Source organism: Lysobacter sp. TAF61, assembly GCF_052113485.1.
Taxonomy (GTDB): domain Bacteria; phylum Pseudomonadota; class Gammaproteobacteria; order Xanthomonadales; family Xanthomonadaceae; genus Lysobacter_J.
Genome location: NZ_JBFRDH010000001.1, coordinates 804529 through 819050 on the forward strand (window position 1 = coordinate 804529; position 14522 = coordinate 819050).

17 protein-coding genes are annotated in these 14522 nt (G+C 67.8%); 9 read left to right on the top strand and 8 right to left on the bottom strand.

What is annotated here, in order from left to right:
* The first annotated feature begins 2 nt into the window (after positions 1–2).
* Entirely contained in the window at positions 3–842 is an 840-nt protein-coding gene (locus AB4Y64_RS03625; RefSeq protein WP_441815054.1) for a hypothetical protein, read from the top strand.
* 237 nt (positions 843–1079) lie between these two features.
* On the opposite strand, the gene AB4Y64_RS03630 is transcribed toward AB4Y64_RS03625, so the two are convergent.
* Positions 1080–1721, bottom strand: a complete 642-nt coding sequence (locus AB4Y64_RS03630; RefSeq protein WP_441815055.1) for a hypothetical protein — start codon at positions 1719–1721, stop codon at positions 1080–1082.
* 140 nt (positions 1722–1861) lie between these two features.
* Between AB4Y64_RS03630 and AB4Y64_RS03635 the strand changes: the two genes are divergently transcribed.
* The gene (locus AB4Y64_RS03635) at positions 1862–2602 is read left to right on the top strand and encodes an arginyltransferase (RefSeq protein WP_441815056.1); all 741 of its coding nucleotides are present in this window, start codon (positions 1862–1864) and stop codon (positions 2600–2602) included.
* 42 nt (positions 2603–2644) lie between these two features.
* Entirely contained in the window at positions 2645–3880 is a 1236-nt protein-coding gene (locus AB4Y64_RS03640) for an endonuclease/exonuclease/phosphatase family protein (protein WP_441815057.1), read from the top strand.
* Between the two features lie 46 nt (positions 3881–3926).
* Here AB4Y64_RS03640 and AB4Y64_RS03645 read toward each other — a convergent pair whose 3' ends face one another.
* Both AB4Y64_RS03645 and purT read right to left on the bottom strand, forming a co-directional pair.
* Complete coding sequence (locus AB4Y64_RS03645; protein ID WP_441815058.1) at positions 3927–4340, bottom strand: hypothetical protein; 414 nt, start codon at positions 4338–4340, stop codon at positions 3927–3929.
* A 22-nt stretch (positions 4341–4362) separates the two neighbouring features.
* Positions 4363–5562: a formate-dependent phosphoribosylglycinamide formyltransferase gene (purT, locus tag AB4Y64_RS03650; protein ID WP_441815059.1), complete on the bottom strand. Its 1200-nt coding sequence runs from the start codon at positions 5560–5562 to the stop codon at positions 4363–4365.
* Positions 5563–5751: 189 nt separating this feature from the next.
* On the opposite strand from purT, the gene AB4Y64_RS03655 reads away from it, so the two are divergent.
* The 3 genes from AB4Y64_RS03655 to AB4Y64_RS03665 all read left to right on the top strand — a co-directional run bounded on the left by AB4Y64_RS03655 (position 5752) and on the right by AB4Y64_RS03665 (position 7818).
* Positions 5752–6651: a hypothetical protein gene (locus AB4Y64_RS03655; RefSeq protein WP_441815060.1), complete on the top strand. Its 900-nt coding sequence runs from the start codon at positions 5752–5754 to the stop codon at positions 6649–6651.
* A gap of 98 nt (positions 6652–6749) precedes the next feature.
* Positions 6750–6929 carry a DUF4177 domain-containing protein gene (locus AB4Y64_RS03660; RefSeq protein ID WP_441815061.1) on the top strand — a complete coding sequence of 60 codons (180 nt, stop codon included), beginning with the start codon at positions 6750–6752 and terminating at the stop codon, positions 6927–6929.
* A gap of 88 nt (positions 6930–7017) precedes the next feature.
* Positions 7018–7818, top strand: coding sequence for a M15 family metallopeptidase (locus AB4Y64_RS03665; protein WP_441815062.1), 801 nt, complete (start codon positions 7018–7020; stop codon positions 7816–7818).
* A 62-nt stretch (positions 7819–7880) separates the two neighbouring features.
* On the opposite strand, the gene AB4Y64_RS03670 is transcribed toward AB4Y64_RS03665, so the two are convergent.
* From AB4Y64_RS03670 to AB4Y64_RS03690, 5 genes are all read right to left on the bottom strand, one after another.
* Entirely contained in the window at positions 7881–8279 is a 399-nt protein-coding gene (locus AB4Y64_RS03670) for a hypothetical protein (protein ID WP_441815063.1), read from the bottom strand.
* Between the two features lie 115 nt (positions 8280–8394).
* Positions 8395–8760 carry a DUF423 domain-containing protein gene (locus AB4Y64_RS03675; protein ID WP_441815064.1) on the bottom strand — a complete coding sequence of 122 codons (366 nt, stop codon included), beginning with the start codon at positions 8758–8760 and terminating at the stop codon, positions 8395–8397.
* A 150-nt stretch (positions 8761–8910) separates the two neighbouring features.
* Positions 8911–9987 carry an SRPBCC family protein gene (locus AB4Y64_RS03680; protein ID WP_441815065.1) on the bottom strand — a complete coding sequence of 359 codons (1077 nt, stop codon included), beginning with the start codon at positions 9985–9987 and terminating at the stop codon, positions 8911–8913.
* A 185-nt stretch (positions 9988–10172) separates the two neighbouring features.
* Entirely contained in the window at positions 10173–10814 is a 642-nt protein-coding gene (locus AB4Y64_RS03685) for a response regulator transcription factor (protein ID WP_158734139.1), read from the bottom strand.
* A complete protein-coding gene (locus AB4Y64_RS03690) occupies positions 10811–12007 on the bottom strand; it encodes a sensor histidine kinase (protein ID WP_441815066.1) in 1197 nt (398 codons plus the stop codon). The genes AB4Y64_RS03685 and AB4Y64_RS03690 overlap by 4 nt, the downstream gene beginning before the upstream one ends.
* Positions 12008–12277: 270 nt before the next feature.
* On the opposite strand from AB4Y64_RS03690, the gene AB4Y64_RS03695 reads away from it, so the two are divergent.
* The 3 genes from AB4Y64_RS03695 to minD are packed head-to-tail and all read left to right on the top strand — an operon-like array spanning position 12278 to position 14520.
* Positions 12278–12907: a GNAT family N-acetyltransferase gene (locus tag AB4Y64_RS03695; protein ID WP_441815067.1), complete on the top strand. Its 630-nt coding sequence runs from the start codon at positions 12278–12280 to the stop codon at positions 12905–12907.
* Between the two features lie 8 nt (positions 12908–12915).
* Positions 12916–13686 carry a septum site-determining protein MinC gene (gene minC, locus AB4Y64_RS03700; RefSeq protein WP_441815068.1) on the top strand — a complete coding sequence of 257 codons (771 nt, stop codon included), beginning with the start codon at positions 12916–12918 and terminating at the stop codon, positions 13684–13686.
* A gap of 24 nt (positions 13687–13710) precedes the next feature.
* Positions 13711–14520, top strand: coding sequence for a septum site-determining protein MinD (gene minD, locus AB4Y64_RS03705; RefSeq protein ID WP_441815069.1), 810 nt, complete (start codon positions 13711–13713; stop codon positions 14518–14520).
* Positions 14521–14522 lie beyond the last annotated feature (2 nt).

Below are 14522 nucleotides of genomic sequence, written 5' to 3' on the forward strand. Positions count from 1 at the left end.
CGATGAGACAGGTATTCAGCAGCCAGCGCCTGGAAAACGTCGAACGCGTCGCGGAGATGATGCGCGAGGCCAACATCGAAGTGCGCATCACCAACGGCCGCTCGTACAAGGGCGGCCGCCGCGGCACCTTCAGCTACAGCGAACCCGAAGGCCCGAAGCCGGCCGTGTGGGTGGTGCGTTCGGACGACCAGGTGCGTGCGCGCGAGATCCTGCGCGAGGCCGGCCTGCTCGAGAGCACGCGCGAGAGCTTCACCGGCCCCAGCTTCCGGTTCGAGGCGCAGGCGCCGGGCAAGTCGGCACAGCAATCGCGGATGCTGCGGATCAAGCTGGTGCTGATGGCGGGCATCGTCATCATCGGCGGCCTGGTGATCATGCACGCGGTCAACCTGGACATCGCCAACGAAGCCCTCAAGGAACACCCGCTCGACGGCTCCACCGCAGCGATCCCGCAACCGCTGGCCGCGGCGGTTTTCGCCCAGGAACTGCCGAAGGCGCGCCTGGACGTGCTGTGCCTGGGCGTCGACGGCAAGGACGCACCGGCAACGCTGGTGACTGCGATGCAGCAACCCCACCGCCGCGTGGTGGCGAAGTCCGAATGCGTGCGCGTTGCCGACGACGAAATCGGCAGCCAGCTGCGCGCCACCGGCGCTCCGGCCCTGATCATCGACGTGCGGAATTTCCGCCCGCAAAAGCGCGACACCGCCAACAACGGCGCCATCACCGGCGTGCTCGAGTACAACGCCTACCACCACCGCATGTCGGCCTCCTACAAGACGCTGGAAGTGCAGCAGGTCGAAGGCGGCTGGAAGGTCGTGCGCACGATCAAGCACGTGGCGATGTAACGAAGGGCAACGTCCATGGATTCCCGCCTACGCGGGAATGACGGCTCTCTGAACCGACGACCGGGCAATGAATTGCTGGAGCGTCGTCCGCCGGGCCGGGATTGTGCAGCAGCGGGACATGGATGTCCGGCGCCCCAAAAAAAACCCGCGCCGCGGAGACACGGCACGGGTAGTGGGGATTTGCATACAGCCAAGCGCGTTGTTGTGACTGGATCGACCGCGCCAGGCGCGAAAGGTTCAACGACGCGACATCGGCTTGAGATCGTCCCGGGTCAGATAGCCATCACGATCCTCGTCCATGAACGCGAAACCCCGGCTCAATCGCGGCATTTTCTCGCTGACTTCCAGCTTGCTCAGCTTGCCGTCGTGATTGAGATCGGCCTCGGCGAACCGCTCCTCGGCCCGCCTGGCCTCCTCGGCCTCGCGCTGCGGACGCATCTTCTCGTGATAACTGCGCAGCTCACTGCGGACCACGAACCCGTCGCGGTTGCGGTCGATGGCATCGAAATCCTTGACCAGCCACGGCATCGACGCCGCCTCGGCCTTGCTGATGCGACCGTCGCCGTCCTTGTCGGAATCGATCAACCCGCCCATGCCGCCGCCCATGCCACCGTGACGGCCATGGCCACCCCGGTGCGGGCGCTCGGACGCGTCGAGCTTGCCATCGTGATTGCTGTCGAGCTGATCGAACTTGCCGGCAAGGCGCGGACTGGCGGCGGCCTCGTTGCGATCGATCACACCATCGTTGTTGACGTCGAGCTTCGCACGGCCGGCGCGGGTGGCGTCGCTGGCCTGGGTCGCGGCCAGCGCGGAGCCGCCGGCAACCACGGCGGCGATGGCGACGACGAGCAGCGCGGACAGGGAATTACGGTGTTTCATGGATAAGACTCCTGCGGACGGCGTCGGTTGGCGCCGATGAGCAGATCAACGCCCTCGGCCCATCGCGGTTGACAGCAAGCGGGCCGCGTTCAGTCGCACGACAGCATTTTCCTCACGCGCCACGGCGCTATGCTGGCGCCATGGGCACCGAACCGCAGGACAGCGACGATCTCCGCCTGTTCCACACCGGCGAGCATGCCTGTGGCTACTGGCCCGAGCGCATCGCCCGCGACCTGGTGCTCGACCCGCGCGACCCGCGCCTGCGCCAGTGGTACCCGCACGCACTGGGCTGGGGATTCCGCCGCTCCGGCGACATCGTCTACCGCCCGCACTGCGCCGGCTGCCGCGCCTGCGTGGCGGTGCGCATCCCGGTCGACCGCTTCGTCCCCGATCGCAGCCAGCGCCGCTGCCTGGCCCGCAATGCCGGCGTCGAAATGCGGGTGCTGCCGACCCAGCGCACCGCCGAGCAACTGGCCCTGTACCGCCGCTACCTGGCCGCCCGCCACGCCGGTGGTGGCATGGACGGCCACGGCGCCACCGAGTTCGACCAGTTCCTGATCGGCACCTGGAGCGAAGGCCGCTTCCTGGAGCTGCGCGAAGCGTCCAGCCATGGCCCCGGCAAGCTGCTGGCAGTGGCCGTCACCGACGTCACCGAGGCGGCGCTGTCGGCGGTCTACACCTTCTACGACCCCGACCAGGCAGACCGCGGCCTGGGTACCCTGGCGATCCTGCGGCAACTGGAATGGGCGCGCCGCGAGCGTCGCCGCCACCTCTACCTGGGCTACTGGATCCAGAGCCATCCGAAGATGGACTACAAGCAGCGCTTCCGCCCGCTGGAGGCCTTCGACGGCCGCGACTGGCACGACCTGCCGGTGCCCTGATCCTGTCATTGCCGCTGCGCGCAGGCGTGACATCATCGCGCGATGACCAGACTCCCCTACCTCCTCATTTGCGCCTCCCTGTCGCTGCTTGCCGCGTGCACGCAGGTGAACATCAAAGGCGACCCGCAAGCATGGGCAAGATCGATGAGCAGCGACACGACCCTGCGGGTGGCGACCTACAACACATCCCTCTATGACGACCAGGACGGCGGGCTGATCCGCCGCCTGCAGGCCAGCGACCCCGGCGCGCGCAAGATTGCCGCGGTGCTGCAGCGCGTGCGCCCCGACCTGGTGCTGCTCAACGAGTTCGACTACGACGCCCAGGGCGCAGCCGCCGACCTGTTCCAGCACGACTATCTCGAAGTCGCCCAGCCCGGCGGCGGCGAAGCGCTGAAGTACCCGTACCGCTACCTGGCCCCGGTCAACACCGGCGTGCCCAGCGGCCTGGACCTGGACGGCAACGGCGAAGCCGGCGGCAGCGGCCGCAACCGCGGCAACGACGCCTGGGGCTACGGCCTGCACCCGGGCCAGTACGGCATGCTGGTGCTGTCGCGCTACCCGATCGACGCCGAACAGGCGCGCACGTTCCAGCTGCTGAAATGGAGCGCGATGCCGGGCGCGACGCAACCGCGCAACCCGGCCAACGGCAAGCCCTGGTATCCGGCCTCGACCTGGTCGCAGCTGCGGCTGTCGTCGAAGTCGCATTGGGACGTGCCGGTGCGCACGCCCAACGGTGTCGTGCACTTCCTGGTGTCGCACCCGACGCCGCCGGTGTTCGACGGCCCCGAGGACCGCAACGGCGTGCGCAACGCAGACGAGATCCGTCTGTGGCGTGAGTACCTGTCGTCAGCCAGCGCACCCTGGTTGTGCGACGACCAGGGCCGCTGCGGCGGCCTGCCCGCGGACGCACGCTTCGTGATTGCCGGCGACCTCAACAACGACCCGGCCGATGGCGACGGCCACCACGAGGCCATCGTCGAACTGCTCGAACACCCGCGCGTGGTGCGCTATGCCACGCCGCACAGCGAGGGCGCGGTGGAAGTCGGCGCGCGCTATGCGCAGGCCGGCATCGTCCGTCGCGGCGCCGCGGCGCACGCCACCGGCGATTTCGGCCCGAAGGCCGGCACGATGCGCCTGGACTACGTGCTGCCCTCGGTGGGACTGGGCGTGCAAGGCAGTGGCGTGTTCTGGCCGGCCGCCTCCTTGCCGGAAGCGGCGATTGCCGACGGCAGCGACCACCACCTGGTGTGGGTGGATGTGACAATGGCGCCGCGCTGAAGCGCGCCGTCGTCCGGTGTCCCCGCCTTCGCGGGGATCACAGCGGCTAGGCCTTCGGCAGCTTCGCCATCACCGGCGGGACCGCATCCACCGCCGGCATCGGAATCTCCACCGGCGCATGCAACGGCTGCGCGGACGCCAGCGCCGTCGGCGGCACCGGTACCGCATCACCGACCGGCGCAACCACGCGCGGCCCGAAACCGAACACACCGTCGCTGCGCGCCGACACGATCATCCGGACCATGTTGGCCGGCACCATCAACTCCACCGCGATGGCTGTGCCTTCGGCCGTGCGGCCCTCGATCGTCATCTCGATCAGCGCGCCACCGGTGTCGATCGAATTGCACAGCACATGCGGCCCACTGGGGCCGTCGTGCATGTACGGACGGATCGCCTCGCCCAGCGCTTCCAGCGCCTGCGGATAAAGGAACACTGCATAACCCTGGGTTTCGTCGAGCATGGTCGCGGCTCCTCGGGTGCGTTCAGCGCAGATCGATCTGGAGGGCGGCGGCGGAGCGCCGCGCGCGTTCGCGTGCAGTATCGATGTCCTCGGCCAGCGCCAGTGTCACCGCGACGCGGCGATGGCCCTCCACGCGCGGCTTGCCGAACAGGCGCAACTGCGTGTCGGCCTGGGCCAGCGCCGCATCGACGCCGTCGAACACCGGCACGCCATGGCCCTGCGCCAGCACGGCGCACGACGCGGCCGGACCGTACTCGCGGATCGACGGCACCGGCAAGCCAAGAATCGCCCGCGCGTGCAGTGCAAACTCGCTCAAGTCCTGCGAAGCCAGCGTGACCAGGCCGGTATCGTGCGGGCGCGGCGAGACCTCGCTGAACCAGACCTCGTCACCCTTGACGAACAACTCCACGCCGAACACGCCCCAGCCGCCGAGGTCGTCGGTGATGCTGCGGGCGATGCCCTGCGCGCGCGCCAGCGCCTTGGTCGACATCGGCTGCGGCTGCCAGCTCTCGCGGTAGTCGCCATCGCGCTGCAGGTGCCCGATCGGCGCGCAGAACGTGGTTCCGCCAACGTGGCGCACGGTCAGAAGGGTGATCTCGTAGTCGAAGTCGATGAAGCCTTCCACGATCACGCGGCCGGCTCCGGCGCGGCCGCCGGTCTGCGCGTACTCCCAGGCCTTGTCGATGCTGTCGGCGTCGCGCACCAGGCTCTGGCCCTTGCCCGAGGACGACATCACCGGCTTGACCACGCACGGCAGGCCGATCGCGGCGACGGCGGCGCGGTAGTCCTCGAGGGTATCGACGAACTTGTAGGGCGAGGTCGGCAGCGCCAGCGTCTCGGCGGCGAGGCGGCGGATGCCCTCGCGGTCCATGGTCAGGCGCGCCGCACGCGCCGTCGGAATCACCCGTGTCTGGGTGCCGCGTTCGCCGAACTCGCGCTCGAGGTCGACCAGGGTCTGGGTATGGATCGCTTCGATCTCCGGCACGATCAGGTGCGGCCGCTCCAGCGCGATCAGCGCGCGCACCGCGCCGCCGTCGAGCATGTCCAGCACGTGGCTGCGATGTGCGACCTGCATCGCCGGGGCATCGGCGTAACGGTCGGCTGCGATGACTTCCACGCCATAACGCTGCAGTTCGATCGCCACTTCCTTGCCGAGTTCGCCCGAACCGAGCAGGAGCACGCGGAAAGCATGCGGTGACAGGGGCGTGCCGAGGGTGATCATGTGGGGTCCGGGCGGAGGGCAGGCGCTCAGTTTATGGGGACAAGGGGAAAAGGTCTTCACGCATCCGGCAACGGGCGAACGCTCGGCAGTTCGCAGTTTGTCGCCGCCGCCTTTGTCGGGTCGCAAAACGCATGCCATCCTGTGCCGATGTCCGGCCCCGCCCCCGCCTCCGCAGCCGCGCAAGGATTCGTGCTCGCCCTCGCCTGCGCGATGGCCGTGGCCGGCTGCGCCGACGACACGCCGGAGGCGGTCGACGAAGGCCGCGGCACCCATCTCGCCGGCGTGATGCTCGATCCGCAACTCGATGAGATCAGTGGCGTGGCGGCATCGCGCCGCCACCCCAACGTGCTGTGGATGCTCGACGATGGCGGCAATCCCGAGCGCCTGTTCGCGGTCAGCACCGGCGGCACGCGACTGGCGACATTGCGCGTGGAAGGCGTGACCAAGACCGACTGGGAGGACATGGCCTCCTTCGAGCTCGACGGGCGCAGCTACCTGCTGATCGCCGACACCGGCGACAACGGCGGCCTGCGCCGCAGCCTGCAGTTGCACATCGTCGAAGAACCGTCGCGGATCGAGAACGCGCGCCTGCGACCTGCCTGGTCGATCGCGTTCCGCTGGCCCGACGGTGCGCGCGACTGCGAGGCGGTCGCCGTGGATGCACCCAACCGCCGGATTCTGCTGATCTCCAAGCGGCGGCAACCGCCGGAGCTGTTCTCGCTGCCGCTGCATCCGCGCGGGACGGCGATGCAGACCGCGCAGAAGCTGGGCAACCTGGCCGGTGTCCCGCAAGCCGACGCGACTGCACTGCGGCGCAATCCGCAGCGCGCGCGCCTGGACAGCCAGGTCACGGCCGCCGACATTTCGCCTGACGGTCGCACCCTGGCGGTGATGACCTATCGCTGGCTGCTGCTGTACCCGCGCCATGCCAACGAGGAGTGGGGCAAGACGGTGGCGCGTGCGCCGCGCTTCGATCCGCTGCCCTGGCTGCCCCAGGCCGAGGCCCTGGCATGGAGCGCCGACGGCCGTCACCTCTACGCCACCGGCGAGTTCATCCCGGCGCCGCTGTACCGCATCACTCCGGATTGAATCACGCCGGTCAGAATCACGCCGGTCAGAATCACGCCGGTCAGAATCACGCTGCTGCCCCACCCCATGCCGCACCGCTTTTCGATGAGGACCCCGCCATGAGCCAACGCTGGACCTACGAAGTCGTGGAAATCGCGCCGAGGATGCTCGGCCCTGCCGTCAGCGAACGCCTGCAGGAAGAGCTCAACCGCCTCGGCGAAGACGGCTGGGAGCTGGTCTCGGTAATGGCGGTGACGCCGTTCGACCACCTGCGGGCCGTGCTCAAGAAGCCGGCCTGACCCGTGCCCCCGGCGGCTGAAGCCCTCCCGTGGGCAGTTCAGGGGCAAGGCGTGGCATCGACCGTCCCGGGCCGCTAACCTTTCCGGCATGCGCGGCCAGCCCCGAATCCTGATCAACACACCGGAAATCGAACTCTGGCCCGGCGGCCTGTTGCGCGCGCGCAGCAATTTCGATGCCCGCGCGCTGTCCCGCGCCCGCCATGTGCTGCGACGCAAGCGCGACGGTCAGTACCTCGCCGTCGATCTGCCCGAAGGTCTGCTGGCGCTGATCCCGCACCTGCGGCGCGAACCCGGCCTGGACGCCGCACTCGACGCCATCGACGCCCCGCCCGCGCACCTGCGCGCCGGCATCGAACACGTCCGCGAACTGCCGCTGGACCGCCTGGAAGAGCGCATGCACGTGCTCGGCCTGGATGGCGAGTACGGCGAACGCACTGGCCTGGCCCTGGTTGCCGAACCCGACTGGCTCGCCTTCGCCGGCTTCGACCGCTATCGCCGGCCACTGTGGCTGCACGTGGAGGCAGCGCGCGCCTGGTCGCACCTGCGCGACGCGGCGCAGCGCGATGGCGTGGTGCTCGAGGCGATTTCCGGCTACCGCAGCCACGACTACCAGTTGGGCATTTTCGAACGCAAGCTCGCCCGCGGCCTCAGCGTCGAGGAGATCCTCAGCGTGAATGCCGCGCCTGGCTACAGCGAACACCATTCCGGCCTGGCGCTGGACATCGGCGCACCCGACGAGCCGCCGGCCGAGGAATCGTTCGAGAACACGACCGCCTTTGCCTGGCTGCGCGAGCACGGCAAAGGCTATGGTTTCGTGATGAGTTACCCGCGCGACAACCCGCACGGCATCGTCTACGAGCCCTGGCACTGGCGTTTCGAGACGACTTGAGCGCGCGGCCGCTACTCCTTGGGGCCCGTTACTCCTTGGGGCCCGTTACTCCTTGAAGCCCGCTACTCCTTGTCGAGTGAGATGCGAACGCCCGAGACCGTCTTCTGGACGATGGTCAGATCGAAGTTGGCGTCGCCCAGGCGCTTCTTGACCAGCACATCCTCGCCGTCATCGACTTCGACGCGGTAAGCGTCGCCGAGCTTGGCGCGCATCGCGTCGCGGATGAGCTTGGCGACATGGTTCTCGCCGGCATCCTTGGGCACGGCGACCGTGACATCGATGGCGGCTTCCTTTACCGGGGCAATGCGAAACACCACCACGCCATCGCTGTCGGCATCGCTGCTGACCTGGATGCGCCACTTGTTGGAGGGGCTGGCCAGCGCGATGGCGGATGCGAACAACAGCACCCAGGACGCCACCACCTTCCACCTGGTCGGAGCGTTACGGTCGCGTACTTGCATGGCACACCTCCCTGATCGGCATGGACGGCCGATCTTCCCGCAACCCGTGTCAAGACGATCTTGATGTGGCCGGCCGGTCGGCGGCCCGGGGGTCAGCCCACAGGGCGCCGCGCCTTCAGCGCCTCAAGGCATCGGCCGCATACAGCAGCCACGCCAGGATCATCAGCGTGCCGCCAAACGGCGCCAATACCGTGCGCGTGCCGAACACCGCGGCCGCGGCCAGGCTGCCCGAGAACAGCAACGTCCCCAGCAACAGGATCGCGACCGCCACGACCGCCAGACGCCTGCGCAGTTGCGACGCCAGCACGGCCACGGCGATGCCGTGACCGAAGGCGAACAGGGCCGCGGCATAAAGCCGATGTTGCGCGGCGGGATCGACCGCGTGCGCGGCGTAAGCCGACAAGGCGACGGACACGGCGGCCAGGACAGCGCCGCAGGCCGTCAGGAGGCGGATGGACAGCACGGGGGATTGAGCGGTCATTCGGGTCGTGGATGGGGGGGGCCGTCACGATATCAGCCGCGCGTGGCGCGACGGGCAGGAGCAACGCCCGCCTCACGCGCCCAAAACAAAACGCGCCGCGGAAATCCGCGGCGCGTTCTGGTTTCAAAGCAGCTGCGAGTAGAGCGAGTCTTACTTCACAGCCCAGTACACGTCGTACTCGCCGTCTTCGGTGAAGCCGGCAGCGATGCCGCCCTTCCACGACTCATACGGGCGTTCGACAGTCTCGTAACCGTGGGTCAGCGCCCAACCGCGCAGCGCGTCGCGCACCTTGGCCAGGTTGGCCATGTGGCCCTTGAACGACGGCACCATCGCGACCTTCGCCGGCTCGCTGTAGACCGCCACGACCGGACCCTCGACCTTGATGTCGAGCTTGGCGGTCTCATCGGTCGAACCGACCTTGCGGACCGGCTGTGCGACATCGAAGGAGTACATCTCGGCACCGAACTCGTTGGTGACGATGCGGACCGGACCGGCCGGCTCAAGACCGTTGGCGGCCATGACCTTCTTGATCCACTCCATGTTGCTGTTGATCTGGCCCATCACCTTGTCGTTGGTGCGCTCGACGGCGGCGGTCACGACCAGCAGGTTCTCGGCCGGACGGTCGAACAGCTTCGGCGCCTTGGCCGGATCGTCCTTGCTCAGCTCGGCGTAGTCGTAGTTCGGCACGGCGGCGAGCATGTTGCTCAGGCGGCCCAGGCCCATCTTCATGTCTTCGCCGACGTTGCTGCTGACGTACAGGCCAGCATAACGACCGATCAGGTTCCAGCCGTAGTCGACGTCGTAGGTCTGCGAGATCTCGACGTTACGACCACCGCGGCCGGTCGGCTTGAGCGTGAACACGGTGCGCTTGTTCTTGCCCGGCTCGATGTCGGTCAGGGCATAGCCAATGCGCTTGCCCGGGATGCTCTCGGTGATTTCCCAGCTGCCCTGGCGCAGACCCTTCTCCTTGGAGTCGTAGTCCATGCGGGCGCCGACGCCGGCTTCCGGGCCGGAGAACTTCAACTGCATCTTCGGATCGCGCAGGACCAGCGGGTTCCAGTCCTTGAAGCGGCGCAGGCTGTTGAGGGTGTCGAACACAATCGTAACTTTGCGGTTGGTTTCAACCGAGTGCTGCAAATGACGGCTTGACGGCAGCGCGATGCCTACGATGAGGAACAGCGCGGCGACAATCGCCAAGGAAATCAAAATCTCGATCAGACGGGTCATTCAGGTTTCTCCGAGGGCCGGCACCCGGTCGGACCGGGACACAGACCCGCAATCGTATCAAGGAAGCCGCGAGCGGTGTAGGACGGCAGCAACACAAAAGCGCCCCGGCGGGGCCATCGACCCCGCCAGATGGCCGGTCCGCGGGCCGGGCCGGGGCCCGCCCCGCGCGGTCCGGCGGGCCAGCCTCAGACCAGCTGCAGCTCGAACGCCTTCAGCACGGCGCGGGTGCGGTCGCGCACGCCCAGCTTGGACAGGATGTTGGAGACGTGGTTCTTGATCGTGCCCTCGGCCACGCCCAGCGAATTTGCGATCTCCTTGTTGGAGAAACCGCCGGCCATCAGGCGCAGGATCTCGGTCTCGCGCTCGGTCAGCGGATCGGGCCGGTCGAGGCTGACGAAATCGTTGCGCATGTGCTCCAGCCCCGACAGCAGGCGCTGGGTCACCGCCGGCTGCATCAGCGAGCCGCCGTCGGCCACGGCCTGGATCGCGCTGACCAGCTGCTCCAGCGAGACATCCTTGAGCAGGTAGCCCTTGGCGCCGGCCTTGAGGCCGGCCAGCACCAGCTGGTCGTCATCGAAGGTGGTCAGGATGATCGTCGGCGGCAGGCTGTTGGTGCGCGCCAGCGCCTGCAATGCCTCCAGCCCCGACATCACCGGCATGCGCATGTCCATCAGGACCACGTCGGGCTTGATCTGCGGAATCACTTCCACCGCATGGCGACCGTCGCCGGCCTCGCCCACCACTTCGATCCCCTCGGCCAGCGAGAGCAGGGAACGAACGCCCTGCCGCACCAGCGTCTGGTCGTCGACTATCAACACACGGATCATGCGATGGCTCCTTCACAGGCAGCGGCCGCGGCCGCCGAGGCCGGCAATGTCAGGTGCAGGCAGAAGCCTGCTTCCGGCCGGGTTTCGATTCTGAGGTCGCCGCCATGCTGCTGCAGCCGCTCGCGCATGCCGCGCAAGCCGTTGCCGGCGACGAAAGTGTCCGCACCATGGCCATCGTCGCGCGCGCTCATCACGATGCAATCGCTGCGGCGGCCGGCGTTGATCCACAGATTGCGGGCGCCGGCATGGCGCACCGCGTTGGTGATGATTTCCTGGGTGCAGCGCAGCAGCACGTGGGCGCGCTCGGGATCGTCCAGGGTCAGCGGCGTTTCGATGTCCATGTGAATGTCGATCGCGGGCACGTTCTCGGCCAGCGGCAGCAGCGCCGCGCCCAGGTCGATGGCGCCGCCTTCGCGCAGCTGGCTCACCGCCTCGCGCACGTCGGTCAACAGCAGGCGCGCCAGCGTGTGGGCCTGCTGCACGTGTTCCTTGACCCGGCCTTCGGACAGGTGCCCGGCGACTTCCAGGTTCAGGCTCAGCGCGGTCAGATGATGGCCGAGCAGGTCGTGCAGCTCGCGCGAGATGCGGGTGCGCTCGTTGACGCGCACGCTCTCGCCCAGCAGCGCACGGGTGGCGCGAAGTTCGGCGTTGAGGCGGCGCTGCTCCTCGCGCGCCTCGGCCTGCTGGCGGGCGACCAGGGCGGTCACGAACACCAGGCTGGAAAAGCCCATGTAGGCCAGCGACTGCAGCACCGCCAGGATCGGCGGGAAATCCAGGGCGCCGACGAACACCGGGATGATCGCCACGTTGCCGCAGATCAGCCAGACCAGGCCGAAGCGGACCGGCATCAGCCACGGCAGCAGGCCGGCCACGACCATCAGCAGGATGCTGCCCAGGCCGGTGCCGGAGAAGTAACCCACGCCGATGGCGCAGGCGGTCAGGACCAGCAGCAGGCCGTGGTCGACCACGCCGGGGCGGCGCTGGCCAAGCTGGCGCGTGATCCACCAGTACACCGCGCCGAACGTGAGGTAGACCGAAAGCCAGCGCAGCACCTGCAGCGTCGGCGGGCCTTCGGCGTCCGGTGCGAGCAGGGTCGGATCGAGCCAGACGTTGAGCAGCCAGAGCCCTACCGCGCCCCAGGTGAACAGGCCTGCGTAGCGCAGCAGTCGGGTGTGATTCAGGCGGGCAAGCATGTCGGCATGCTAACTGCATCAAGGGCCTGGGGAGCCGTCCGAAAGTCATGCTGGAGCAATCCGGGCGAAATCGAGGTGAGTCGGAGCCGGTCGGGCATGGACCGGGGCAGGCATTCCGACCGACGGGACCGGCACGCGCCCCGGCGTCTACCCCCTTCCCTCCCGTTCGCCCTGCATTTTCGTGCCGCCGGTCGCCCGCGCGTGACGGCCATGCGATAATCGCCCGGCCGGACGTGCCATGCGTCCGGTTTGCGAATACTGGAGCCCGGAATGTCGATCGTCGTCCGCGACGTGCGTGAGCACGAGCTGGATTCCGTCCTTGCACTGAACAATGCCGCCGGCCCCGCGATCCTGCCGCTGGATGCGGCCCGACTGCGTCATTTCTTCGAAACCGCCGAATACTTCCGCGTCGCCGAGCGTGACGGCGCCCTTGCCGGGTTCCTGATCGGCATGGGCAGCCACACCGATCACGACAGCAGCAACTTCCGCTGGTTCCGCGAGCGCTACCCGGACTTCTTCTATATCGACCGTATCGTCGTTGCCAGCCGCCGTCGCGGCGGCGGCGTCGGACGGGCTTTCTATGCCGATGCACAGAGCTACGCCGAGATGCGCTACCCGCAGATGGCGTGCGAAGTGTTCCTGGAAGGCAGCAACGACCCCGCCCTGCTGTTCCATGGCAGCTTTGGATTCCACGAGGTGGGACAACACATGATGACCGAGGCCGATGTGCGCGCGGCCATGCTCATGAAACCGCTGTGCAGCCATTCCTGGGTGCGCGAAACCTACGGCGACGCCCTGCCGCAGGTGGCATGGATCATCCAGCCGCGGGGACCGCGCAACCACGGCGGTCCCAAGGCCGCCGATGCACTGATGCATCGGCCCACGGGAACCGGCCTGTGAGCGCGGCGATGGACTTTGAACCGGCCGGCGAACTCAAGATCGGCCAGGTCGGAATCGCCAATCTCCGCATCCGCACCCTCGACGTCGAACGCCTCACCGCTGAAATGCGCGATCGCGTCCAGCGCGCGCCGAAGCTGTTCGCGCGCGCCGCAGTGGTGCTCGACTTCGGCGGCCTGACCCGCACTCCCGACCAGGCCACCGCCACCGCCCTGATCAAGGGCCTGCGCGAAGCCGGCGTGCTGCCGGTCGCCATCGCCTACGGCACCAGCGAGATCGAACAACTGTCGCAGGCACTGGGGCTGCCGCTGCTGGCGAAGTTCCGTGCCTCCTACGAACGTGACGAAAACGCTGCAGCAGCGGCCCCTGCCGCGCACGCGGCGCCGCCGCCGCGGCGCGAGCCCGAGCTGGCGCCGACTGCGGCCAAGCCACATGCCGGCGCCGCCGCGGCATCGCCGGGCATGATCCAGGCCAAGCCGGTGCGCTCGGGCCAGCAGATCTACGCCGAAAACCGCGACCTGACCGTTCTCACAACGGTCGGCGCCGGCGCCGAAGTCATCGCCGACGGCTCGGTGCATATTTACGGACCATTGCGTGGTCGCGCGCTCGCAGGCGCGCAGGGCAACGAGCAGGCACGGATATTCTGTCGCGAATTCCATGCCGAGCTGGTTGCCATCGCGGGGCACTACAAGGTATTGGAAGAGATTCCCAAGGACCTGCGCGGCAAGGCCGTGCAGGTGTGGCTTGAAGACCAACAACTAAAAATCGCGGCACTCGACTGATGCCGCATCAACGGAGGATTTAACTTGGCCGAAATCATCGTAGTCACCTCGGGCAAGGGCGGCGTTGGCAAAACCACGACCAGCGCCAGCCTTGCCTGCGGCCTCGCCCGTCGAGGCCACAAGGTGGGCGTCATCGACTTCGACGTCGGCCTGCGTAACCTCGACCTGATCATGGGTTGCGAACGTCGCGTGGTTTACGACTTCGTCAACGTCGTCAACGGCGAAGCGACGCTGCGGCAGGCACTGATCAAGGACAAGCGTTTCGACAACATGTTCGTGCTGGCTGCCTCGCAGACGCGCGACAAGGACGCACTGACCAAGGAAGGCGTGCAGAAAGTCCTCGACGACATGATCGCCGACGGCTTCGACTACATCGTCTGCGACTCCCCGGCCGGCATCGAGAAGGGCGCCTACCTGGCGATGTACTTCGCCGACCAGGCCCTGGTCGTGGTCAACCCGGAAGTGTCCTCGGTGCGCGACTCCGACCGCATCCTGGGCCTGCTCTCGTCCAAGACCCGCCGCGCCGAGAACGGCGAGCGCGTCAAGGAGTTCCTGCTGCTCACGCGCTACAGCCCCAAGCGCGTGGAGACCGGCGAGATGCTCAGCGTCGGCGACGTCGAGGAGATCCTCGGCCTGAAGACGATTGGCGTGATCCCGGAATCGCCGGACGTGCTCAACGCCTCCAACAAGGGCGAGCCGGTGATCCTGGAGACGGAGTCCGACGCCGCACAGGCCTACGACGACGCCGTCGCGCGCCTGCTGGGCGACACCCGCCCGATGCGTTTCACCACTGCGGAGAAGAAGGGCTTCTTCAGCAAGATCTTCGGAGGTTGAGG

Bases quoted from the DNA above. Each gene is read 5' to 3' on its own strand.
- AB4Y64_RS03625 (WP_441815054.1), top strand. From the start codon at position 3: ATGAGACAGGTATTCAGCAGCCAGCGCCTGGAAAACGTCGAACGCGTC.
- AB4Y64_RS03630 (WP_441815055.1), bottom strand. From the start codon at position 1,721: ATGAAACACCGTAATTCCCTGTCCGCGCTGCTCGTCGTCGCCATCGCC.
- AB4Y64_RS03635 (WP_441815056.1), top strand. From the start codon at position 1,862: ATGGGCACCGAACCGCAGGACAGCGACGATCTCCGCCTGTTCCACACC.
- AB4Y64_RS03640 (WP_441815057.1), top strand. From the start codon at position 2,645: ATGACCAGACTCCCCTACCTCCTCATTTGCGCCTCCCTGTCGCTGCTT.
- AB4Y64_RS03645 (WP_441815058.1), bottom strand. From the start codon at position 4,340: ATGCTCGACGAAACCCAGGGTTATGCAGTGTTCCTTTATCCGCAGGCG.
- purT (WP_441815059.1), bottom strand. From the start codon at position 5,562: ATGATCACCCTCGGCACGCCCCTGTCACCGCATGCTTTCCGCGTGCTC.
- AB4Y64_RS03660 (WP_441815061.1), top strand. From the start codon at position 6,750: ATGAGCCAACGCTGGACCTACGAAGTCGTGGAAATCGCGCCGAGGATG.
- AB4Y64_RS03665 (WP_441815062.1), top strand. From the start codon at position 7,018: ATGCGCGGCCAGCCCCGAATCCTGATCAACACACCGGAAATCGAACTC.
- AB4Y64_RS03670 (WP_441815063.1), bottom strand. From the start codon at position 8,279: ATGCAAGTACGCGACCGTAACGCTCCGACCAGGTGGAAGGTGGTGGCG.
- AB4Y64_RS03675 (WP_441815064.1), bottom strand. From the start codon at position 8,760: ATGACCGCTCAATCCCCCGTGCTGTCCATCCGCCTCCTGACGGCCTGC.
- AB4Y64_RS03680 (WP_441815065.1), bottom strand. From the start codon at position 9,987: ATGACCCGTCTGATCGAGATTTTGATTTCCTTGGCGATTGTCGCCGCG.
- AB4Y64_RS03685 (WP_158734139.1), bottom strand. From the start codon at position 10,814: ATGATCCGTGTGTTGATAGTCGACGACCAGACGCTGGTGCGGCAGGGC.
- AB4Y64_RS03690 (WP_441815066.1), bottom strand. From the start codon at position 12,007: ATGCTTGCCCGCCTGAATCACACCCGACTGCTGCGCTACGCAGGCCTG.
- AB4Y64_RS03695 (WP_441815067.1), top strand. From the start codon at position 12,278: ATGTCGATCGTCGTCCGCGACGTGCGTGAGCACGAGCTGGATTCCGTC.
- minC (WP_441815068.1), top strand. From the start codon at position 12,916: ATGGACTTTGAACCGGCCGGCGAACTCAAGATCGGCCAGGTCGGAATC.